Genomic DNA, 19,020 nt, shown 5'->3' with positions numbered 1-19,020 from the left:
AACCAAGCTGACCGCAAGGTCACTCGGCTATCGCAATAAAAGTGAAGAAAATCTGAGAAAAGCAGGGTAAATAACACAAAAACCGCCCAAATGAGGGCGGTTCTGCTTCTCGTTTAGACTTAGTTAAGCTGTACGCCCATGGCTTTTGCGATCCCTTCTCCATAAGCAGCGTCTGCCTTGAAGAAATGCTGCAGCTGGCGGTCGATAACATCCGCCGAGACACCCGCCATTGCACCGGCGATATTGCTGATCAACAGCGCTTTCTGCTCATCGTTCATCAAGCGGAACAGCGCACCGGCATGGCTGTAGTAGTCGGTATCTTCGCGATGATCATACCGATCCGCTGCACCGCTGAGGGCCAGTGCCGGCTCCGCATAACGCGGCGCCTGCTTCGGCGCCTCCACGAAGCTGTTTGGCTCATAGTTCGGAGCCGCGCCGCCATTGCTGCCGAACGCCATCGCGCCGTCGCGCTGGTAGGTATTGACCGGGCTGCGCGGCGCGTTCACCGGCAACTGCTGGTGGTTGGTGCCTACGCGGTAGCGGTGTGCATCGGCATAGGCAAACACACGACCCTGCAGCATGCGATCAGGCGAGAGACCCACACCCGGCACCATGTTGCTAGGCCCGAATGCCGCTTGCTCGACTTCGGCGAAGTAGTTCAGCGGGTTGCGGTTGAGCTCCAGCTCGCCGACTTCGATCAGCGGAAACTCTTTCTGCGACCAGGTCTTGGTCACATCGAACGGGTTTTCGTAATGGGCCGCGGCCTGTGCCTCGGTCATGATCTGGATGCAGACACTCCATTTCGGGAAATCACCGCGCTCGATCGCGTTGAACAGGTCGCGCTGGGCATAATCCGGATCGGTGCCCGCCAAGCGTGCAGCTTCGGCCGGCGCGAGGTTCTTGATGCCCTGCTTGGTCTTGTAGTGCCATTTCACCCAGTGACGCTCACCCTGGGCATTGGTCAGGCTGTAGGTGTGGCTGCCGAAACCGTGCATGTGACGGTAGCCGTCAGGAATACCGCGATCAGAGAACAGAATGGTGACTTGGTGCAACGCTTCGGGCGAGTGCGACCAGAAGTCCCACATCATCTGGGCACTTTTGAGGTTGCTTTGTGGCAGGCGCTTCTGGGTGTGAATGAAGTCTGGAAACTTCAGTGGGTCGCGGATGAAAAACACCGGTGTGTTGTTGCCGACGATGTCCCAGTTGCCTTCCTCGGTGTAGAACTTCAAGGCGAAACCGCGTGGATCGCGCTCAGTGTCGGCTGAACCACGCTCGCCACCCACGGTGGAAAACCGCAGGAAGGTGGGCGTCTGCTTGCCGATCGACTCGAACAGCTTGGCGCTGGTGTATTGGGTAATGTCGCGAGTTACGGTGAAGGTGCCGTAAGCGCCCGAACCCTTTGCGTGCACGCGACGCTCGGGGATGTTTTCGCGGTTGAAATGAGCAAGCTTTTCGATCAGGTGGAAATCGTCGAGTAGCAGCGGGCCACGTGGGCCGGCGGAGCGAGAGTTCTGGTTATCGGCGACAGGAGCGCCACTGGCGGTCGTAAGCGTTTTGGTCTGGCTCATGCTCAAATCTTCCTAGGTCGGTCTTCGGACTGCCGGCTAATCGGCTGGTGAGGAGTATCGATGAACAACATGACGCCTACAAATTCATTAAATTTTAGGTATCAATAGATTTTCTCTACCAATAACCCCCGCCATTCATAGTGAAGCCCGCTGGGCCGTGGAAGCTTGTATGGATAACGCTTTTGTTACGGGCATAAAAAACCGGGCACTAGGCCCGGTTCTTCGTTACAGACTGTCGTCTTACTCGGCGCTTACAGCTTCGCCAGCAGTAGCACGATCAACCAACTCGACGTACGCCATAGGCGCGTTGTCGCCAGCGCGGAAACCGCACTTGAGGATGCGCAGGTAGCCACCCTCACGGGTAGCGTAACGCTTGCCCAGATCGTTGAAGAGCTTACCAACGATAGCTTTCGAACGGGTACGGTCGAAAGCCAGGCGGCGGTTAGCCAGGCTGTCTGTCTTGGCCAGAGTGATCAGCGGCTCAGCAACGCGACGCAGTTCTTTGGCTTTCGGCAGTGTAGTTTTGATCAGCTCGTGCTCGAACAGCGACACCGCCATGTTTTGGAACATGGCCTTGCGGTGCGAGCTGGTGCGGCTCAGGTGACGTCCACTTTTACGATGACGCATGGTTCATTCCTTACCAAACACAACGTTCGGTGATTACGACGATCAGGCAGTCGCCTTGTCGTCCTTCTTAAGACTTGCAGGCGGCCAGTTGTCGAGGCGCATGCCGAGGGACAGACCGCGGGAGGCCAGAACGTCCTTGATTTCAGTCAAGGATTTCTTGCCAAGGTTCGGAGTCTTCAACAGCTCTACTTCGGTACGCTGAATCAGGTCGCCGATGTAGTAGATGTTTTCCGCCTTAAGGCAGTTAGCCGAACGTACAGTCAGTTCCAGATCGTCAACCGGGCGAAGCAGGATCGGATCGATCTCGTCTTCTTGCTCGACAACCACTGGCTCACTGTCACCCTTGAGGTCGACGAACGCAGCCAACTGCTGTTGCAGGATGGTTGCAGCGCGGCGGATAGCCTCTTCAGGATCCAGGGTACCGTTGGTTTCCAGATCAATAACCAGCTTGTCCAGGTTAGTACGCTGTTCGACACGGGCGTTTTCCACCACGTATGCGATACGGCGAACCGGGCTGAACGAAGAGTCAAGCTGCAAGCGACCGATGCTGCGGCTTTCGTCTTCATCGCTCTGACGCGAGTCTGCCGGTTCATAACCACGACCACGAGCTACGGTGAGCTTCATGTTCAGGGCGCCGTTAGACGCCAGGTTAGCGATTACGTGATCGGGGTTAACGATCTCGACATCGTGATCCAGCTGAATATCGGCAGCGGTAACCACCCCCGAACCCTTCTTCGACAAGGTCAGCGTAACTTCGTCACGACCGTGCAGCTTGATAGCCAGACCTTTAAGGTTCAACAGGATTTCAATTACATCTTCCTGTACACCTTCGATGGCGCTGTACTCATGGAGTACACCGTCAATCTCGGCCTCGACTACTGCACAGCCGGGCATTGAGGACAACAGGATGCGGCGCAGCGCGTTGCCCAGGGTGTGGCCGAAACCACGCTCGAGAGGCTCGAGTGTGATCTTGGCGCGGGTTGGACTGACAACCTGCACATCAATGTGGCGGGGTGTCAGGAACTCATTTACCGAAATCTGCATGGATGCACCTATTTTCTAGCCCTTACTTGGAGTAGAGCTCGACAATCAGGCTTTCGTTGATGTCGGCGGACAGATCACTGCGAGCAGGCACGTTCTTGAAAACGCCCGACTTCTTCTCAGTGTCTACTTCTACCCATTCTACGCGGCCACGTTGGGCACACAGATCGAGAGCTTGGACAATGCGAAGTTGGTTCTTTGCTTTCTCGCGAACAGCAACCACGTCACCAGCACGAACCTGGTAGGACGGTACGTTTACGGTCTGACCGTTAACGCTGATCGACTTGTGCGATACCAGCTGACGAGATTCGGCACGAGTAGAACCGAAACCCATACGGTATACAACGTTGTCCAGGCGGCATTCGAGCAGCTGCAACAGGTTTTCGCCGGTTGCGCCTTTCTTGCCAGCAGCTTCTTTGTAGTAGCCGCTGAATTGACGCTCGAGAACGCCGTAGATACGACGGACCTTCTGCTTTTCACGCAGTTGGGTGCCGTAATCGGACTGGCGACCGCGGCGTTGGCCGTGGATACCAGGTGCTGCTTCAATGTTGCACTTCGATTCGATCGCGCGCACGCCGCTCTTCAGAAAGAGATCGGTGCCTTCGCGACGAGCGAGTTTGCATTTTGGACCAATGTAACGAGCCATTCTTTACAATCTCCTGGATTACACGCGGCGCTTCTTCGGCGGACGGCACCCGTTGTGCGGGATAGGCGTCACGTCGGTGATGCTGGCGATCTTGTAGCCACAGCCGTTCAAAGCGCGGACTGCGGATTCACGACCTGGACCTGGACCTTTGACGTTGACGTCGAGGTTTTTCAGGCCGTATTCCAGCGCAGCTTGACCAGCACGCTCGGCAGCTACTTGAGCAGCGAACGGGGTGGACTTGCGGGAACCGCGGAAACCCGAACCACCGGAGGTAGCCCAGGAAAGAGCGTTACCTTGACGGTCGGTAATGGTCACGATGGTGTTGTTAAAAGAAGCATGGATGTGGGCGATGCCATCAACCACTGTCTTTTTAACTTTTTTACGAGGACGAGCAGCAGGTTTTGCCATGATTAAATTCCTGTCGATTCGCTGGGGCGATTACTTGCGGATCGGCTTACGCGGACCTTTACGGGTACGCGCGTTGGTCTTGGTACGCTGACCGCGCACTGGAAGACCACGACGATGACGCAGACCGCGATAGCAACCGAGGTCCATCAAGCGCTTGATTTTCATGTTGATTTCGCGACGCAGGTCACCTTCAGTGGTGAACTTCGCCACTTCGCCACGCAGCTGTTCAATTTGCTCGTCGCTCAGATCCTTGATCTTTGCCGCTGGGTTGACCCCAGTCTCTGCACAAATTTTCTGTGCAGTAGTGCGACCAACACCATAGATGTAGGTCAGCGAGATAACAGTATGCTTGTTATCTGGAATGTTAACGCCTGCAATACGGGCCATTCAGTGGGACTCCAATTGACAGCTACCTACGCCCCGGAAGCCAAGAAATAGGGCGCGAGATAATATCGCTGTAATAACAAATAATCAACCCGGCAGCGCACTAGCTGCCGGGCTTAAAGCACAATCACACTCAGCCTTGGCGCTGTTTGTGACGCGGTTCCGCGCTGCAAATTACCCGAACAACACCTTCGCGGCGAATAATCTTGCAGTTACGGCACAGCTTTTTCACCGATGCACGAACTTTCATCACCAACTCCTCGAACCTTATGGACGCTACTCAGCGCAACATGCCGCTGCCGTAGCCCTTCAGGTTGGCTTTCTTCATCAGGGATTCGTACTGGTGCGAAACGAGGTGCGATTGTACTTGGGACATGAAGTCCATCACAACCACGACCACGATCAGCAACGAGGTCCCGCCAAGGTAGAACGGTACGTTTGCCGCAACCACCAGGAACTGGGGAAGCAAGCAGACGGCCGTCATGTAAAGAGCACCGAACAAGGTCAAGCGAGTCAGAACGCCATCAATGTAGCGCGCAGACTGCTCACCCGGACGGATACCCGGAATAAAGGCACCGGACTTCTTCAGGTTTTCCGCTACGTCTTTCGGATTGAACATCAACGCCGTATAGAAGAAGCAGAAGAAAATAATCCCTGCACTAAACAGCAGAATATTCAACGGCTGACCAGGAGCGATCGACTGCGAGATGTCCTGCAACCAGCCCATACCTTCAGACTGGCCGAACCAGGCACCCAACGAAGCCGGGAACAGCAAGATGCTGCTCGCGAAAATGGCCGGAATAACGCCGGCCATGTTCACCTTCAACGGCAAGTGGCTGGTCTGCGCAGCAAACACCTTACGGCCCTGCTGACGCTTGGCGTAGTGAACGGCGATACGACGCTGACCACGCTCAATGAACACCACGAAACCGATAATCGCTACTGCCAGCAAACCGATGGCAACCAGGGCGAAAATGTTGATATCACCCTGACGCGCAGACTCGAAAGACTGCCCGATCGCTCTCGGAAGACCGGCGACGATACCTGCGAAGATCAACATCGAGATACCGTTGCCAACACCACGCTCAGTAATCTGCTCACCCAGCCACATCATGAACATTGCGCCCGCCACAAAAGTGGTTACCGCAACGAAATGGAAGCCAAAGTCACCAGTGAACGCCACGCCCTGCCCTGCCAGCCCGATGGACATGCCAACAGCCTGGACAAGAGCAAGGACGACGGTGAGGTAGCGGGTGTACTGGCTGATCTTGCGACGGCCAGCTTCACCTTCCTTCTTCAACTGCTCCAGCTGCGGGCTGACGGCGGTCATCAATTGCATGATGATCGATGCCGAGATGTACGGCATGATCCCCAGTGCAAAGATGCTCATCCGTTCCAGCGCGCCGCCGGAAAACATGTTGAACAAGCTAAGAATGGTCCCCTCATTCTGTCGAAACAGGTCCGCGAGTCGGTCCGGGTTAATACCTGGAACCGGGATGTGTGCGCCTATTCGGTAGACGATAATCGCCAGGAACAGAAAACGCAGACGAGCCCAGAGTTCAGACATACCGCCTTTGCCGAGCGCAGAGAGAGCACCTTGCTTAGCCATTTATTCCTCGAACTTGCCGCCAGCTGCTTCGATAGCCGCACGCGCACCTTTGGTGGCGCCGATTCCCTTTCCGATGGTGACAGCACGAGCAACTTCGCCCGACAGCATGATTTTCACACGCTGTACGTTCTGGTTGATCACGTTGGCATCCTTCAGGGACTGCACGGTGACGATGTCGCCGTCCACTTTAGCCAGCTCGGACAGACGCACTTCTGCGCGGTCCATGGCTTTCAGGGAAACGAAACCGAACTTCGGCAGGCGACGATGCAGCGGCTGTTGACCGCCTTCAAAGCCTGGAGCAATGGTGCCACCGGAGCGGGAGGTCTGACCTTTGTGGCCACGGCCACCGGTCTTGCCCAAACCACTACCGATACCACGGCCCGGACGATGCTTTTCGCGACGGGAACCCGGCGCTGGACTCAGATCATTGAGTTTCATCGATTAACCCTCGACACGCAGCATGTAGTAAGCCTTGTTGATCATCCCGCGATTCTCGGGAGTATCCAGGACTTCTACAGTGTGACCGATGCGACGCAGACCCAGACCCTTAACGCACAGTTTGTGGTTAGGGATGCGGCCGGTCATGCTTTTGATCAGCGTAACTTTTACGGTAGCCATGATCAGAAGATCTCCTTGACGCTTTTGCCACGCTTGGCGGCAATGGATTCAGGAGACTGCATTGCTTTCAAACCCTTGAAAGTGGCGTGAACCACGTTTACCGGGTTAGTCGAGCCGTAGCACTTGGCCAGAACGTTCTGAACGCCAGCAACTTCGAGGACAGCACGCATAGCGCCGCCAGCGATGATACCGGTACCTTCAGAAGCAGGCTGCATGTACACCTTCGAAGCGCCATGGGCGGACTTCATTGCGTACTGCAGAGTGGTGCCGTTCAGATCAACCTGGATCATGTTGCGGCGAGCAGCTTCCATTGCCTTCTGGATCGCAGCAGGCACTTCACGCGACTTGCCACGGCCGAAGCCAACACGGCCCTTACCATCACCCACCACGGTCAACGCGGTGAAAGTGAAGATACGGCCGCCTTTGACGGTTTTGGCTACGCGGTTAACTTGAACCAGCTTCTCGATGTAGCCTTCGTCGCGCTTTTGGTCGTTATTTGACATAACTTAGAACTCCAGCCCAGCTTCACGAGCAGCATCAGCCAGCGCCTTGACGCGGCCGTGGTACTTGAAGCCAGAGCGGTCGAAAGCCACCTGCGAGACGCCAGCGGCTTTAGCACGCGTAGCGACCAGCTGGCCAACCTTAGTGGCCGCGTCGATGTTGCCAGTGGCGCCATCACGCAGTTCTTTATCCAAAGTCGAGGCACTTGCCAGGACTTTGTTGCCGTCGGCCGAAATGACCTGGGCGTAGATGTGCTGCGACGAGCGGAACACGCAGAGACGCACGACTTCGAGTTCGTGCATTTTCAGGCGTGCTTTGCGAGCGCGACGCAGTCGAGTAACTTTTTTGTCGGTCATTTGCTATGCCCTACTTCTTCTTGGCTTCTTTACGACGGACGACTTCGTCCGCGTAGCGCACACCTTTGCCTTTGTACGGCTCTGGTGGACGGAAGTCGCGGATCTCGGCGGCCACTTGACCTACCAGCTGCTTGTCGATGCCCTTGATCAGGATATCGGTCTGGCTAGGAGTCTCAGCGGTGATGCCTTCCGGCAGTTCATAATCCACTGGATGCGAGAAGCCAAGAGCCAGGTTCAGCACTGTGCCTTTTGCTTGCGCTTTGTAACCAACACCGACCAGCTGGAGCTTGCGCTCGAAGCCTTGGCTTACGCCTTGGACCATGTTGTTTACCAACGCACGAGTGGTACCAGCCATTGCGCGAGTCTGTTGATCGCCATTGCGAGCAGCGAAACGCAGCTCACCAGCTTCTTCAACGATCTCAACGGACGAATGGATGTTCAGTTGCAGAGTGCCCTTGGCACCCTTCACCGAAAGCTGTTGGCCTGCGAATTTGACTTCGACACCGGCTGGCAGCTTAACGGGGTTCTTAGCGACGCGTGACATGCTTATCCCCCCTTAGAACACAGTGCAAAGAACTTCGCCGCCGACACCGGCAGCGCGCGCAGCACGATCCGTCATCACACCTTTGTTGGTGGAGACGATAGACACACCGAGACCGCCACGAACTTTTGGCAGATCATCGACGGACTTGTACTGACGCAGGCCAGGACGGCTAACGCGCTTCACTTCCTCGATGACCGGACGGCCTTCGAAGTACTTCAGCTCGATGGACAGCAGTGGCTTGATTTCGCTGCTGATCTGATAACCCGCAATGTAACCTTCGTCCTTCAGGACTTTGGCAACAGCTACCTTCAACGTAGAAGATGGCATGCTTACGACGGACTTTTCAGCCATCTGGGCATTACGGATACGAGTTAGCATGTCCGCTAACGGGTCCTGCATACTCATGGGCTAGACGCTCCTAATACACAAAAAATTAGCCTTTCGGCTAGTACGTGTCGCCGAGCGCATCCGTGCAATAAAAACACGGGCTCAGGCGAGCCGGGTATTCTAGACACACCCCACAAATGAATCAAGCCCCAAAAGGGGCTTGATTCAAGTTCAAGGTCACCGACGGTCAGGATCTTGCGATCCCGGACGCCGTGACTTTGACAGTGCTTACCAGCTGGCTTTAACCAGACCTGGAACGTCACCACGCATTGCAGCTTGACGCAGCATGTTACGACCGAGGCCGAACTTGCGGTACACGCCGTGCGGACGACCAGTCAGGCGGCAGCGGTTACGCATGCGCGAAGCGCTGGCGTCACGTGGCTGCTTCTGCAGTGCTACGGTAGCTTCCCAACGTGCTTCTGGACTTGCGTTCAGATCCACGATGATCGCTTTCAGCGCTGCACGCTTGGTGGCGTACTTGGCAACGGTGAGCTGACGCTTCAGCTCACGGTTCTTCATGCTCTTCTTGGCCATTTTCCTACTCCAATCAGTTGCGGAACGGGAATTTGAAAGCGCGCAGCAGTGCGCGACCTTCGTCATCCGTCCGAGCAGTGGTGGTCAGGGTAATGTCCAGACCGCGGAGAGCATCGATCTTGTCGTAATCGATTTCCGGGAAAATGATCTGCTCTTTTACGCCCATGCTGTAGTTGCCACGACCATCGAAGGACTTGGCATTCAGGCCGCGGAAGTCGCGAACCCGAGGCAGGGAGATCGACAGCAGACGATCCAGGAACTCGTACATACGCTCACGGCGCAGGGTCACTTTGACGCCGATCGGCCAACCTTCACGGACTTTAAAGCCAGCGATGGATTTCCGAGCGTAAGTCACAACGACTTTCTGACCGGTGATCTTTTCCAGGTCGGCAACAGCGTGCTCGATGACTTTTTTGTCGCCGATCGCTTCGCCCAGACCCATGTTCAGGGTGATTTTGGTAACGCGCGGAACTTCCATCACGTTCGAAAGCTTAAGTTCTTCCTTAAGTTTCGGTGCGATTTCCTTCCGGTAAATCTCTTTTAGTCGTGCCATGGTCTTCTACCTAGCAGTGTTCAAGCATCAACCGCTTTTTGGGTCGACTTGAAGACACGAATTTTCTTACCGTCTTCTACTTTGAAACCAACGCGGTCAGCCTTGTTGGTTTCGCCGTTGAAGATGGCGACGTTGGAAGCGTGCAATGGCGCTTCTTTCTCGACGATACCGCCCTGTACGCCCGACATCGGGTTAGGCTTGGTATGACGCTTGACCAGGTTCAGACCACCCACAACCAGACGGTTGTCAGCAAGAACCTTCAGCACCTTACCGCGCTTACCTTTGTCTTTGCCGGCGATCACGATGATCTCGTCGTCACGACGAATCTTTTGCATGTCGGATCTCCTTACAGCACTTCTGGGGCGAGCGAGACGATCTTCATGAACTTCTCAGTACGAAGTTCACGGGTCACTGGCCCAAAGATACGGGTGCCGATCGGCTCTTGCTTGTTGTTCAACAGAACAGCAGCGTTGCCATCAAAGCGGATGATGGAGCCGTCAGCACGACGAACGCCATGGCGAGTGCGGACTACGACAGCAGTCATCACTTGGCCTTTTTTCACCTTACCGCGAGGAATTGCTTCCTTGACGGTAACTTTGATGATGTCACCGATACCAGCGTAACGACGATGGGAGCCACCCAGCACCTTGATGCACATAACACGGCGAGCGCCGCTGTTATCGGCCACATCGAGCATGGATTGAGTCTGAATCATATAATTTCTCCGACCCCTAGTCCTTAGACTTCCACAGCGCGTTCGAGAACATCAACCAGCGCCCAAGACTTGGTCTTGGCCAAAGGACGAGTTTCACGAATAGTGACTTTGTCGCCGATGTGGCACTGATTGGTTTCGTCGTGCGCGTGCAGCTTAGTCGAACGCTTAACGTATTTACCGTAGATCGGGTGCTTAACGCGACGCTCGATCAGAACGGTGATGGTTTTGTCCATCTTGTCGCTGACAACACGGCCAGTCAGCGTACGGACAGTTTTTTCGGCTTCAGCCATGATCACTTACCTGCCTGCTGGTTGAGCACAGTTTTCACGCGAGCGATGTCACGCTTAACTTGCGAGAGCAGATGAGACTGCCCCAACTGGCCAGTTGCTTTCTGCATACGCAGATTGAACTGGTCGCGCAGCAGGCCGAGCAGTTGCTCGTTCAGCTGCTGTGCTGATTTTTCACGAAGTTCATTCGCTTTCATCACATCACCGTCCGTTTAACAAAGGAGGTGGCGAGCGGCAGCTTTGCAGCAGCCAGGGCGAAAGCCTCACGCGCCAGCTCTTCAGAAACACCCTCGATTTCATACAGGACTTTACCTGGCTGAATCTGGGCAACCCAGTACTCCACGTTACCCTTACCTTTACCCATCCGAACTTCGAGTGGCTTCTTGGTGACAGGCTTGTCCGGGAATACACGGATCCAGATCTTGCCGCCACGTTTTACGTGACGGGTCAGAGCACGACGCGCTGACTCGATCTGACGAGCGGTGAGACGACCACGAGCAACAGACTTCAGCGCGAACTCGCCGAAGCTGACTTTGCTACCGCGCAATGCCAGGCCACGGTTGTGGCCGGTCATCTGCTTGCGGAACTTCGTACGCTTTGGTTGCAACATTTGGCGTACCCCTTACTTAGCAGCTTTTTTACGAGGCGCTGGTGCTTGTGGTTTCAGTTCTTCTTGGCGACCACCAATTACTTCGCCTTTGAAGATCCAAACCTTTACACCGATCACACCGTAAGTGGTGTGAGCTTCGTAGTTGGCATAGTCGATGTCGGCACGCAGGGTGTGCAGAGGCACACGACCTTCGCGATACCATTCAGTACGTGCGATTTCAGCACCGCCGAGACGACCGCTCACTTGGATTTTGATGCCTTTGGCACCAATGCGCATTGCGTTCTGTACAGCGCGCTTCATAGCGCGACGGAACATTACGCGACGCTCCAGCTGCTGAGCTACGCTCTGCGCAACCAGCATACCGTCGAGCTCCGGCTTGCGGATCTCTTCGATATTGATGTGCACAGGCACACCCATTTGCTTGGTCAGGTCCTGACGCAGCTTCTCAACATCTTCACCTTTCTTCCCGATAACGATACCTGGACGAGCGGTGTGGATGGTGATGCGTGCAGTCTGCGCCGGACGATGGATATCGATACGGCTTACGGACGCGCTTTTTAGTTTGTCTTGGAGATACTCACGCACCTTCAGATCAGCGAACAAATAGTCCGCATAAGTCCGACCGTCTGCGTACCAGACGGAGGTGTGCTCCTTGACGATTCCCAGGCGAATGCCAATGGGATGTACTTTCTGACCCATCTCTTCGACTCCGTTACTTGTCAGCAACCTTGACAGTGATATGGCAAGACCGCTTGACGATGCGATCAGCACGGCCTTTGGCACGTGGCATGATGCGCTTCAGCGAACGCCCTTCGTTGACGAAAACGGTGCTGACCTTCAGGTCATCAACGTCTGCGCCTTCGTTATGCTCGGCGTTGGCTACGGCCGACTCCAGCACTTTCTTCATGATCTCGGCGGCTTTCTTACTGCTGAAAGCCAACAGGTTGAGCGCTTCGCCCACCTTCTTCCCGCGGATCTGGTCGGCGACCAAGCGGGCTTTCTGGGCGGAGATTCGAGCGCCCGACAACTTAGCGGCTACTTCCATTTCCTAACCCCTTAACGCTTGGCTTTCTTGTCAGCCACGTGCCCACGATATGTGCGGGTACCGGCGAACTCGCCCAGTTTGTGGCCGACCATGTCTTCGTTCACAAGAACTGGGACGTGCTGGCGACCGTTGTGTACTGCGATGGTCAGACCGACCATTTGTGGCAGGATCATCGAACGACGCGACCAGGTCTTAACTGGTTTGCGATCGTTCTTTTCCGCCGCCACTTCGATCTTCTTCAGTAGGTGAAGATCAATAAAAGGACCTTTTTTCAGAGAACGTGGCACTGTCGTATCCCTCTATTTACTTGCGACGACGGACGATCATTTTGTCGGTACGCTTATTACCACGAGTCTTCGCGCCCTTAGTCGGGAAGCCCCATGGCGATACCGGATGACGACCACCAGAGGTACGACCTTCACCACCACCATGTGGGTGGTCAACCGGGTTCATGGCAACACCACGAACGGTTGGGCGAACGCCACGCCAGCGCTTGGCACCCGCTTTACCCAACGAACGCAGGCTGTGCTCGGAGTTCGAGACTTCGCCCAGGGTCGCACGGCATTCAGCCAGTACTTTACGCATCTCACCAGAACGCAGACGCAGGGTCACGTAGACACCTTCACGAGCGATCAACTGAGCCGAAGCACCAGCGGAACGAGCGATTTGCGCGCCTTTACCTGGCTTCAATTCGATGCCGTGTACGGTGCTACCAACTGGAATGTTACGCAGTTGCAGAGCGTTGCCCGGCTTGATCGGCGCCAAGGCACCTGCAATCAGCTGGTCGCCAGCGCTCACGCCTTTAGGGGCGATGATGTAGCGACGCTCGCCATCTGCGTACAGCAGCAGAGCGATGTGCGCAGTACGGTTTGGATCGTATTCGATACGCTCGACGGTGGCAGCGATGCCATCCTTGTCGTTGCGACGGAAGTCGACCAGACGATAATGCTGCTTATGACCACCACCGATGTGACGAGTGGTAATACGGCCATTGTTGTTACGACCACCAGACTTCGATTTTTTCTCGAGCAGCGGTGCGTGAGGAGCGCCTTTATGCAGCTCCTGGTTGACCACCTTGACCACAAAACGGCGGCCAGGGGAAGTCGGTTTGCATTTAACGATTGCCATGATGCACCCCTTCCTTACTCAGCACTGCTGCTGAAATCGAGATCTTGGCCTGGCTGAAGGGAGATAACTGCCTTCTTCCAGTCATTACGCTTGCCCAGACCGCGAGCAGTGCGCTTGCTCTTACCCAGAACATTCAGGGTAGTAACGCGCTCTACTTTCACGCTGAACAGGCTTTCGACGGCCTTCTTGATTTCCAGCTTGGTTGCGTCGGTCGCAACCTTGAAAACGAACTGGCCTTTCTTGTCTGCCAGAACCGTAGCCTTCTCGGAAACGTGCGGGCCAAGCAGAACTTTAAATACGCGTTCCTGGTTCATCCCAGCAGCTCCTCGAATTTCTTCACGGCCGACACGGTGATCAACACCTTGTCGTATGCGATCAGACTGACCGGATCGGAACCCTGAACGTCACGAACATCGACGTGCGGCAGGTTACGAGCAGCCAGGTACAGGTTCTGATCAACAGCGTCAGACACGATCAGGACGTCAGTCAGGCCCATGCCATTCAGCTTGTTCAGCAGATCTTTGGTTTTCGGTGCTTCAACAGCGAAGTCCTGAACCACGACCAGACGATCAGTACGCACCAGCTCAGCAAGGATGGAACGCATTGCTGCGCGATACATCTTCTTGTTCAGCTTCTGGGTGTGATCCTGAGGACGAGCTGCGAAAGTGGTACCGCCGCCACGCCAGATAGGGCTACGGATAGTACCGGCACGAGCACGGCCAGTACCTTTCTGACGCCATGGGCGCTTACCGCCACCACGAACGTCGGAACGGGTCTTTTGCTGCTTGCTACCTTGACGGCCGCCGGCCATGTAGGCCACGACTGCTTGGTGAACCAGCGTCTCGTTGAATTCGCCGCCAAATGTCAGTTCGGAAACTTCGATCGCTTGAGCGTCATTTACATTTAATTGCATGTCAGCTTCCCCTTAACCGCGAGCCTTGGCTGCTGGACGTACAACCAAGTTGCCGCCAGTAGCGCCAGGAACAGCGCCCTTGACCAACAACAGATTGCGTTCAGCGTCCACGCGCACTACTTCAAGGGACTGCACGGTCACGCGCTCAGCGCCCATATGACCGGACATTTTTTTGCCCTTGAATACACGACCAGGAGTCTGGCACTGGCCGATAGAGCCTGGAACGCGGTGGGACACGGAGTTACCGTGGGTATTATCTTGCCCGCGGAAGTTCCAACGCTTGATCGTACCCTGGAAGCCTTTACCTTTGGACTGACCGGTTACATCAACCAGTTGACCAGCAGCGAAGATTTCAGCGTTGATCAGATCGCCGGCCTGGTACTCGCCTTCTTCAAGGCGGAATTCCATTACGGTACGACCAGCGGCAACGTTCGCCTTGGCGAAGTGGCCAGCTTGAGCAGCTGTTACACGCGAAGCACGACGCTCGCCGACAGTGACTTGCACTGCACGATAGCCATCGGTCTCTTCAGTTTTGAACTGGGTGACGCGATTCGGCTCGATCTCAATGACCGTGACCGGAATGGAGACACCTTCTTCGGTGAAAATACGGGTCATACCGCATTTACGACCGACTACACCAATAGTCATGTTGTAAACCTCATGAGTGTACGGGGCTTTCACCCGCTATGGCCGCCCATTTCAGAGCGTTACACGACTAAGACCGAGTCTTAGCCGAGGCTGATCTGCACTTCCACACCGGCCGCAAGATCGAGCTTCATAAGAGCATCAACGGTTTTATCCGTTGGCTGGACGATGTCCAGAACGCGCTTATGAGTACGGATCTCGTACTGGTCACGCGCGTCTTTGTTGACGTGCGGGGAGACCAGAACGGTGAACCGCTCTTTACGGGTAGGCAGTGGAATTGGACCACGCACTTGAGCACCAGTACGTTTCGCGGTTTCCACGATTTCCTGGGTGGATTGGTCGATCAGGCGATGGTCGAAAGCCTTCAACCTGATACGGATTTGCTGATTTTGCATTGGATTTCAGACTCCGGCTGCTATTCCCACCGGGCGCAATACGCCCGTTAAAAGGAGGCGCAATTCTATAGACGCCCCTGATAGGTGTCAACCCAATAAAAAAGCCCCCGCTGGGCGGGGGCTCCTTCAATCCATCAGAGCGAACTCAAAAAGAGCTTACTCGATGATTTTGGCTACGACGCCAGCGCCGACGGTACGACCGCCTTCACGGATAGCGAAACGCAGACCGTCTTCCATTGCGATGGTCTTGATCAGGGTGACAACCATTTTGATGTTGTCGCCTGGCATTACCATTTCAACGCCTTCCGGCAGTTCGCAGTTACCGGTCACGTCAGTGGTCCGGAAGTAGAACTGTGGACGGTAGCCCTTGAAGAACGGAGTGTGACGACCGCCTTCTTCTTTGCTCAGAACGTACACTTCAGCTTCGAACTTGGTGTGCGGCTTGACCGAACCTGGCTTAACCAGAACCTGGCCACGCTCAACGTCGTCACGCTTGGTACCACGCAGCAGAACGCCGCAGTTCTCGCCAGCACGACCTTCGTCGAGCAGTTTGCGGAACATTTCAACACCGGTGCAGGTGGTGACGGTGGTGTCACGCAGACCAACGATTTCCAGTGGATCCTGAACCTTGACGATACCGCGCTCGATACGGCCAGTCACAACAGTACCGCGACCGGAGATCGAGAATACGTCTTCGATTGGCATCAGGAACGGCTTGTCGATCACACGAACTGGCTCTGGGATGTAGCTGTCCAGAGTTTCTACCAGGCGCTTGACAGCGGTGGTGCCCATTTCGTTGTCGTCTTGGCCGTTCAGAGCCATCAGAGCCGAACCAATGATGATTGGAGTGTCATCACCTGGGAAGTCGTAAGTGCTCAGCAGATCGCGCACTTCCATCTCAACCAGTTCCAGCAGCTCAGCGTCGTCAACCATGTCAGCCTTGTTCAGGAAGACAACGATGTACGGAACGCCTACCTGACGGGACAGCAGGATGTGCTCACGGGTTTGTGGCATCGGACCATCAGCGGCCGAGCAAACCAGGATCGCGCCGTCCATCTGGGCAGCACCGGTGATCATGTTCTTCACATAGTCAGCGTGACCTGGGCAGTCAACGTGAGCGTAGTGACGAATCGAAGAGTTGTACTCAACGTGCGCGGTGTTGATGGTGATACCACGAGCCTTCTCTTCCGGAGCGCTGTCGATTTTATCGAAAGCAACAACAGCCGAACCGAAAACTTCGGAGCAGACGCGAGTCAGAGCAGCCGTCAGAGTGGTTTTACCGTGGTCAACGTGACCAATGGTGCCAACGTTGACGTGCGGTAGGGAACGATCAAATTTTTCTTTAGCCACGACAATTAACTCCTTGCCTAAAGGACTGAATCAGCCTTGTTTTTTGGTAACAGTTTCGACGATATGCGACGGAGCTGTATTGTATTTTTTGAATTCCATAGAGTAGCTTGCGCGACCCTGAGACATGGAACGAACGTCGGTTGCATAACCGAACATTTCACCCAACGGAACCTCGGCACGAATGACTTTGCCGGATACCGTATCTTCCATACCCAGAATCATGCCACGACGACGGTTAAGGTCGCCCATGACATCACCCATGTAGTCTTCAGGCGTAACGACTTCTACCGCCATGATCGGCTCAAGCAACTCACCACCGCCCTTCTGGGCCAGCTGCTTGGTCGCCATGGAAGCAGCCACCTTGAACGCCATCTCGTTGGAGTCGACGTCGTGGTAAGAACCATCGAACACGGTCGCCTTCAGGCCGATCAGCGGATAGCCGGCAACAACGCCGTTCTTCATCTGCTCTTCGATACCCTTCTGGATCGCTGGGATGTATTCCTTAGGAACCACACCACCTACGACTTCGTTCAAGAATTGCAGACCTTCCTGACCTTCGTCAGCCGGTGCAAAACGGATCCAGCAGTGACCGAACTGGCCACGACCGCCGGATTGGCGAACGAACTTGCCTTCGATTTCGCAGCTCTTCGTGATGCGCTCACGATAGGAAACCTGAGGCTTACCGATGTTGGCTTCGACGTTGAACTCACGGCGCATCCGGTCAACCAGGATGTCCAGGTGCAGCTCGCCCATGCCAGAGATGATCGTTTGACCGGTCTCTTCATCAGTCTTGACGCGGAAAGATGGATCTTCCTGAGCAAGCTTGCCCAGAGCGATACCCATTTTTTCCTGGTCGTCCTTGGTCTTAGGCTCAACGGCAACCGAAATAACCGGCTCCGGGAAGTCCATGCGAACCAGGATGATTGGCTTGTCGCCATTGCACAAGGTTTCACCAGTGGTGACGTCCTTCATGCCGATCAAGGCCGCGATGTCACCAGCGCGCACTTCCTTGATCTCTTCGCGGGCGTTTGCGTGCATTTGCACCATACGACCCACGCGCTCTTTCTTGCCTTTTACAGAGTTGATCACGCCGTCGCCGGAGTTCAACACGCCCGAGTAAACCCGGACAAAGGTCAAGGTACCCACGAATGGGTCGGTAGCGATCTTGAACGCCAGAGCCGAGAACGGCTCGTTGTCGTCTGCATGACGCTCCAGCTCGATAGTCTCGTCATCCGGGTCAGTACCCTTGATGGCAGGAATGTCGGTTGGCGCAGGCAGGAAGTCGATAACGGCGTCGAGAACCAGGGGAACACCCTTGTTCTTGAAGGAAGAACCGCAAACAGCCAGGACGATTTCACCAGCAATAGTACGCTGACGCAGAGCGGCCTTGATTTCCTCGTTGGTGAGTTCTTCACCCTCGAGGTACTTGTTCATCAGTTCTTCGTTGGCTTCGGCAGCAGCCTCGACCATGTTGCCGCGCCATTTCTCGGCTTCTTCCAGCAACTCGGCAGGAATGTCCTTGCGAACAGGGACCATGCCCTTGTCAGCATCGTTCCAGTAGACAGCTTGCATGTTGATCAGATCGATCTGACCCTGGAAGTTATCTTCGGAACCGATAGCCAGCTGGATCGGCACCGGAGTGTGACCCAAACGCTGCTTGATCTGAGCGATCACGCGCAGGAAGTTGGCACCAGCACGGTCCATCTTGTTTACATAAACAAGACGTGGAACGCCGTATTTGTTGGCTTGACGCCATACGGTTTCCGACTGAGGCTCAACACCCGAGGTGCCGCAGAAAACAACCACAGCGCCGTCGAGTACGCGCAGGGAACGTTCCACTTCAATAGTGAAGTCTACGTGGCCCGGGGTATCGATGACGTTGAAGCGGTGCTCGTCCTTGTACTGCTTCTCGGAACCCTTCCAGAAAGCGGTAATAGCAGCAGAAGTGATGGTAATACCACGCTCCTGCTCCTGCACCATCCAGTCGGTGGTCGCGGCGCCATCATGCACCTCGCCCATCTTGTGACTTTTGCCGGTGTAAAAAAGGACGCGCTCGGTGGTGGTGGTTTTACCAGCATCCACGTGAGCAACGATACCGATGTTACGGTAGCGGTTAATCGGTGTAGTACGAGCCATAAAGCCCTCGCAAATTGAGT

General features: G+C 55.2%; 31 protein-coding genes. All 31 read right to left on the bottom strand.

Annotated features, from left to right (window positions below):
• Positions 1–119: 119 nt before the first annotated feature.
• Positions 120–1,568 carry a catalase gene (locus J3P95_RS03310; RefSeq protein WP_434578735.1) on the bottom strand — a complete coding sequence of 483 codons (1,449 nt, stop codon included), beginning with the start codon at positions 1,566–1,568 and terminating at the stop codon, positions 120–122.
• Between the two features lie 240 nt (positions 1,569–1,808).
• Positions 1,809–2,195, bottom strand: a complete 387-nt coding sequence (gene rplQ, locus J3P95_RS03305; protein ID WP_003176402.1) for a 50S ribosomal protein L17 — start codon at positions 2,193–2,195, stop codon at positions 1,809–1,811.
• 42 nt (positions 2,196–2,237) lie between these two features.
• Positions 2,238–3,239 (bottom strand): DNA-directed RNA polymerase subunit alpha, encoded by a 1,002-nt coding sequence (locus J3P95_RS03300; protein ID WP_003186012.1) that lies wholly within the window; start codon positions 3,237–3,239, stop codon positions 2,238–2,240.
• A gap of 22 nt (positions 3,240–3,261) precedes the next feature.
• Positions 3,262–3,882, bottom strand: a complete 621-nt coding sequence (gene rpsD, locus J3P95_RS03295) for a 30S ribosomal protein S4 (protein WP_003176404.1) — start codon at positions 3,880–3,882, stop codon at positions 3,262–3,264.
• 18 nt (positions 3,883–3,900) lie between these two features.
• A complete protein-coding gene (rpsK, locus tag J3P95_RS03290) occupies positions 3,901–4,290 on the bottom strand; it encodes a 30S ribosomal protein S11 (protein WP_002555466.1) in 390 nt (129 codons plus the stop codon).
• Between the two features lie 30 nt (positions 4,291–4,320).
• Complete coding sequence (gene rpsM / locus J3P95_RS03285; protein WP_009045849.1) at positions 4,321–4,677, bottom strand: 30S ribosomal protein S13; 357 nt, start codon at positions 4,675–4,677, stop codon at positions 4,321–4,323.
• Positions 4,678–4,807: 130 nt separating this feature from the next.
• Complete coding sequence (rpmJ, locus tag J3P95_RS03280; RefSeq protein WP_002555468.1) at positions 4,808–4,924, bottom strand: 50S ribosomal protein L36; 117 nt, start codon at positions 4,922–4,924, stop codon at positions 4,808–4,810.
• Positions 4,925–4,954: 30 nt separating this feature from the next.
• On the bottom strand, positions 4,955–6,283 hold the full coding sequence (secY, locus tag J3P95_RS03275) for a preprotein translocase subunit SecY (protein ID WP_047229771.1): 1,329 nt from the start codon (positions 6,281–6,283) through the stop codon (positions 4,955–4,957).
• Entirely contained in the window at positions 6,284–6,721 is a 438-nt protein-coding gene (gene rplO / locus J3P95_RS03270) for a 50S ribosomal protein L15 (RefSeq protein ID WP_003186032.1), read from the bottom strand.
• Between the two features lie 3 nt (positions 6,722–6,724).
• Entirely contained in the window at positions 6,725–6,901 is a 177-nt protein-coding gene (rpmD, locus tag J3P95_RS03265) for a 50S ribosomal protein L30 (RefSeq protein WP_003186033.1), read from the bottom strand.
• A 2-nt stretch (positions 6,902–6,903) separates the two neighbouring features.
• Positions 6,904–7,404, bottom strand: a complete 501-nt coding sequence (gene rpsE / locus J3P95_RS03260) for a 30S ribosomal protein S5 (protein WP_003186035.1) — start codon at positions 7,402–7,404, stop codon at positions 6,904–6,906.
• Between the two features lie 3 nt (positions 7,405–7,407).
• The gene (gene rplR / locus J3P95_RS03255; protein ID WP_003186037.1) at positions 7,408–7,758 is read right to left on the bottom strand and encodes a 50S ribosomal protein L18; all 351 of its coding nucleotides are present in this window, start codon (positions 7,756–7,758) and stop codon (positions 7,408–7,410) included.
• 10 nt (positions 7,759–7,768) lie between these two features.
• The gene (gene rplF, locus J3P95_RS03250) at positions 7,769–8,302 is read right to left on the bottom strand and encodes a 50S ribosomal protein L6 (protein ID WP_003186039.1); all 534 of its coding nucleotides are present in this window, start codon (positions 8,300–8,302) and stop codon (positions 7,769–7,771) included.
• 12 nt (positions 8,303–8,314) lie between these two features.
• Positions 8,315–8,707 (bottom strand): 30S ribosomal protein S8, encoded by a 393-nt coding sequence (gene rpsH / locus J3P95_RS03245; RefSeq protein WP_003186040.1) that lies wholly within the window; start codon positions 8,705–8,707, stop codon positions 8,315–8,317.
• Between the two features lie 210 nt (positions 8,708–8,917).
• Positions 8,918–9,223, bottom strand: a complete 306-nt coding sequence (gene rpsN / locus J3P95_RS03240; protein ID WP_003186042.1) for a 30S ribosomal protein S14 — start codon at positions 9,221–9,223, stop codon at positions 8,918–8,920.
• A 13-nt stretch (positions 9,224–9,236) separates the two neighbouring features.
• Complete coding sequence (rplE, locus tag J3P95_RS03235; RefSeq protein WP_003186044.1) at positions 9,237–9,776, bottom strand: 50S ribosomal protein L5; 540 nt, start codon at positions 9,774–9,776, stop codon at positions 9,237–9,239.
• Between the two features lie 20 nt (positions 9,777–9,796).
• Positions 9,797–10,111, bottom strand: a complete 315-nt coding sequence (rplX, locus tag J3P95_RS03230; RefSeq protein ID WP_003186046.1) for a 50S ribosomal protein L24 — start codon at positions 10,109–10,111, stop codon at positions 9,797–9,799.
• An 11-nt stretch (positions 10,112–10,122) separates the two neighbouring features.
• Positions 10,123–10,491, bottom strand: coding sequence for a 50S ribosomal protein L14 (rplN, locus tag J3P95_RS03225; protein ID WP_002555479.1), 369 nt, complete (start codon positions 10,489–10,491; stop codon positions 10,123–10,125).
• A gap of 23 nt (positions 10,492–10,514) precedes the next feature.
• Positions 10,515–10,781: a 30S ribosomal protein S17 gene (gene rpsQ / locus J3P95_RS03220; RefSeq protein WP_003176419.1), complete on the bottom strand. Its 267-nt coding sequence runs from the start codon at positions 10,779–10,781 to the stop codon at positions 10,515–10,517.
• Positions 10,782–10,783: 2 nt separating this feature from the next.
• On the bottom strand, positions 10,784–10,975 hold the full coding sequence (rpmC, locus tag J3P95_RS03215; protein WP_002555481.1) for a 50S ribosomal protein L29: 192 nt from the start codon (positions 10,973–10,975) through the stop codon (positions 10,784–10,786).
• The gene (gene rplP, locus J3P95_RS03210; RefSeq protein WP_003186052.1) at positions 10,975–11,388 is read right to left on the bottom strand and encodes a 50S ribosomal protein L16; all 414 of its coding nucleotides are present in this window, start codon (positions 11,386–11,388) and stop codon (positions 10,975–10,977) included. Before rplP ends, rpmC begins: the two co-directional genes overlap by 1 nt.
• A gap of 12 nt (positions 11,389–11,400) precedes the next feature.
• Positions 11,401–12,087, bottom strand: a complete 687-nt coding sequence (rpsC, locus tag J3P95_RS03205; RefSeq protein ID WP_003176422.1) for a 30S ribosomal protein S3 — start codon at positions 12,085–12,087, stop codon at positions 11,401–11,403.
• A gap of 13 nt (positions 12,088–12,100) precedes the next feature.
• A complete protein-coding gene (gene rplV, locus J3P95_RS03200; RefSeq protein ID WP_003103908.1) occupies positions 12,101–12,433 on the bottom strand; it encodes a 50S ribosomal protein L22 in 333 nt (110 codons plus the stop codon).
• Between the two features lie 11 nt (positions 12,434–12,444).
• Entirely contained in the window at positions 12,445–12,720 is a 276-nt protein-coding gene (gene rpsS, locus J3P95_RS03195; RefSeq protein WP_002555486.1) for a 30S ribosomal protein S19, read from the bottom strand.
• Between the two features lie 16 nt (positions 12,721–12,736).
• Positions 12,737–13,561, bottom strand: coding sequence for a 50S ribosomal protein L2 (rplB, locus tag J3P95_RS03190; RefSeq protein ID WP_003186055.1), 825 nt, complete (start codon positions 13,559–13,561; stop codon positions 12,737–12,739).
• A 14-nt stretch (positions 13,562–13,575) separates the two neighbouring features.
• Positions 13,576–13,875, bottom strand: a complete 300-nt coding sequence (gene rplW / locus J3P95_RS03185; RefSeq protein WP_002555488.1) for a 50S ribosomal protein L23 — start codon at positions 13,873–13,875, stop codon at positions 13,576–13,578.
• A complete protein-coding gene (rplD, locus tag J3P95_RS03180) occupies positions 13,872–14,474 on the bottom strand; it encodes a 50S ribosomal protein L4 (RefSeq protein ID WP_186615425.1) in 603 nt (200 codons plus the stop codon). Before rplD ends, rplW begins: the two co-directional genes overlap by 4 nt.
• A gap of 12 nt (positions 14,475–14,486) precedes the next feature.
• On the bottom strand, positions 14,487–15,122 hold the full coding sequence (rplC, locus tag J3P95_RS03175; RefSeq protein ID WP_003186059.1) for a 50S ribosomal protein L3: 636 nt from the start codon (positions 15,120–15,122) through the stop codon (positions 14,487–14,489).
• A gap of 80 nt (positions 15,123–15,202) precedes the next feature.
• Positions 15,203–15,514, bottom strand: a complete 312-nt coding sequence (gene rpsJ / locus J3P95_RS03170) for a 30S ribosomal protein S10 (RefSeq protein WP_003186070.1) — start codon at positions 15,512–15,514, stop codon at positions 15,203–15,205.
• Positions 15,515–15,670: 156 nt separating this feature from the next.
• The gene (tuf, locus tag J3P95_RS03165) at positions 15,671–16,864 is read right to left on the bottom strand and encodes an elongation factor Tu (RefSeq protein ID WP_003186071.1); all 1,194 of its coding nucleotides are present in this window, start codon (positions 16,862–16,864) and stop codon (positions 15,671–15,673) included.
• Positions 16,865–16,894: 30 nt separating this feature from the next.
• Positions 16,895–19,000, bottom strand: coding sequence for an elongation factor G (fusA, locus tag J3P95_RS03160; protein WP_434560640.1), 2,106 nt, complete (start codon positions 18,998–19,000; stop codon positions 16,895–16,897).
• Positions 19,001–19,020: the final 20 nt, after the last annotated feature.

Source organism: Pseudomonas sp. Z5-35 (genome assembly GCF_051131945.1).
Taxonomy (GTDB): Bacteria; Pseudomonadota; Gammaproteobacteria; order Pseudomonadales; family Pseudomonadaceae; genus Aquipseudomonas; species Aquipseudomonas marvdashtae.
Note: the sequence above shows the minus strand (reverse complement) of the source record. Positions and strands in the feature narration are given on the sequence as shown.

Excerpts from the sequence above, each read along its gene's own strand:
- J3P95_RS03310 (WP_434578735.1), bottom strand. The coding sequence starts at position 1,568 with ATGAGCCAGACCAAAACGCTTACGACCGCCAGTGGCGCTCCTGTCGCC.
- rplQ (WP_003176402.1), bottom strand. The coding sequence starts at position 2,195 with ATGCGTCATCGTAAAAGTGGACGTCACCTGAGCCGCACCAGCTCGCAC.
- J3P95_RS03300 (WP_003186012.1), bottom strand. The coding sequence starts at position 3,239 with ATGCAGATTTCGGTAAATGAGTTCCTGACACCCCGCCACATTGATGTG.
- rpsD (WP_003176404.1), bottom strand. The coding sequence starts at position 3,882 with ATGGCTCGTTACATTGGTCCAAAATGCAAACTCGCTCGTCGCGAAGGC.
- rpsK (WP_002555466.1), bottom strand. The coding sequence starts at position 4,290 with ATGGCAAAACCTGCTGCTCGTCCTCGTAAAAAAGTTAAAAAGACAGTG.
- rpsM (WP_009045849.1), bottom strand. The coding sequence starts at position 4,677 with ATGGCCCGTATTGCAGGCGTTAACATTCCAGATAACAAGCATACTGTT.
- rpmJ (WP_002555468.1), bottom strand. The coding sequence starts at position 4,924 with ATGAAAGTTCGTGCATCGGTGAAAAAGCTGTGCCGTAACTGCAAGATT.
- secY (WP_047229771.1), bottom strand. The coding sequence starts at position 6,283 with ATGGCTAAGCAAGGTGCTCTCTCTGCGCTCGGCAAAGGCGGTATGTCT.
- rplO (WP_003186032.1), bottom strand. The coding sequence starts at position 6,721 with ATGAAACTCAATGATCTGAGTCCAGCGCCGGGTTCCCGTCGCGAAAAG.
- rpmD (WP_003186033.1), bottom strand. The coding sequence starts at position 6,901 with ATGGCTACCGTAAAAGTTACGCTGATCAAAAGCATGACCGGCCGCATC.
- rpsE (WP_003186035.1), bottom strand. The coding sequence starts at position 7,404 with ATGTCAAATAACGACCAAAAGCGCGACGAAGGCTACATCGAGAAGCTG.
- rplR (WP_003186037.1), bottom strand. The coding sequence starts at position 7,758 with ATGACCGACAAAAAAGTTACTCGACTGCGTCGCGCTCGCAAAGCACGC.
- rplF (WP_003186039.1), bottom strand. The coding sequence starts at position 8,302 with ATGTCACGCGTCGCTAAGAACCCCGTTAAGCTGCCAGCCGGTGTCGAA.
- rpsH (WP_003186040.1), bottom strand. The coding sequence starts at position 8,707 with ATGAGTATGCAGGACCCGTTAGCGGACATGCTAACTCGTATCCGTAAT.
- rpsN (WP_003186042.1), bottom strand. The coding sequence starts at position 9,223 with ATGGCCAAGAAGAGCATGAAGAACCGTGAGCTGAAGCGTCAGCTCACC.
- rplE (WP_003186044.1), bottom strand. The coding sequence starts at position 9,776 with ATGGCACGACTAAAAGAGATTTACCGGAAGGAAATCGCACCGAAACTT.
- rplX (WP_003186046.1), bottom strand. The coding sequence starts at position 10,111 with ATGCAAAAGATTCGTCGTGACGACGAGATCATCGTGATCGCCGGCAAA.
- rplN (WP_002555479.1), bottom strand. The coding sequence starts at position 10,491 with ATGATTCAGACTCAATCCATGCTCGATGTGGCCGATAACAGCGGCGCT.
- rpsQ (WP_003176419.1), bottom strand. The coding sequence starts at position 10,781 with ATGGCTGAAGCCGAAAAAACTGTCCGTACGCTGACTGGCCGTGTTGTC.
- rpmC (WP_002555481.1), bottom strand. The coding sequence starts at position 10,975 with ATGAAAGCGAATGAACTTCGTGAAAAATCAGCACAGCAGCTGAACGAG.
- rplP (WP_003186052.1), bottom strand. The coding sequence starts at position 11,388 with ATGTTGCAACCAAAGCGTACGAAGTTCCGCAAGCAGATGACCGGCCAC.
- rpsC (WP_003176422.1), bottom strand. The coding sequence starts at position 12,087 with ATGGGTCAGAAAGTACATCCCATTGGCATTCGCCTGGGAATCGTCAAG.
- rplV (WP_003103908.1), bottom strand. The coding sequence starts at position 12,433 with ATGGAAGTAGCCGCTAAGTTGTCGGGCGCTCGAATCTCCGCCCAGAAA.
- rplB (WP_003186055.1), bottom strand. The coding sequence starts at position 13,561 with ATGGCAATCGTTAAATGCAAACCGACTTCCCCTGGCCGCCGTTTTGTG.
- rplW (WP_002555488.1), bottom strand. The coding sequence starts at position 13,875 with ATGAACCAGGAACGCGTATTTAAAGTTCTGCTTGGCCCGCACGTTTCC.
- rplD (WP_186615425.1), bottom strand. The coding sequence starts at position 14,474 with ATGCAATTAAATGTAAATGACGCTCAAGCGATCGAAGTTTCCGAACTG.
- rplC (WP_003186059.1), bottom strand. The coding sequence starts at position 15,122 with ATGACTATTGGTGTAGTCGGTCGTAAATGCGGTATGACCCGTATTTTC.
- rpsJ (WP_003186070.1), bottom strand. The coding sequence starts at position 15,514 with ATGCAAAATCAGCAAATCCGTATCAGGTTGAAGGCTTTCGACCATCGC.
- fusA (WP_434560640.1), bottom strand. The coding sequence starts at position 19,000 with ATGGCTCGTACTACACCGATTAACCGCTACCGTAACATCGGTATCGTT.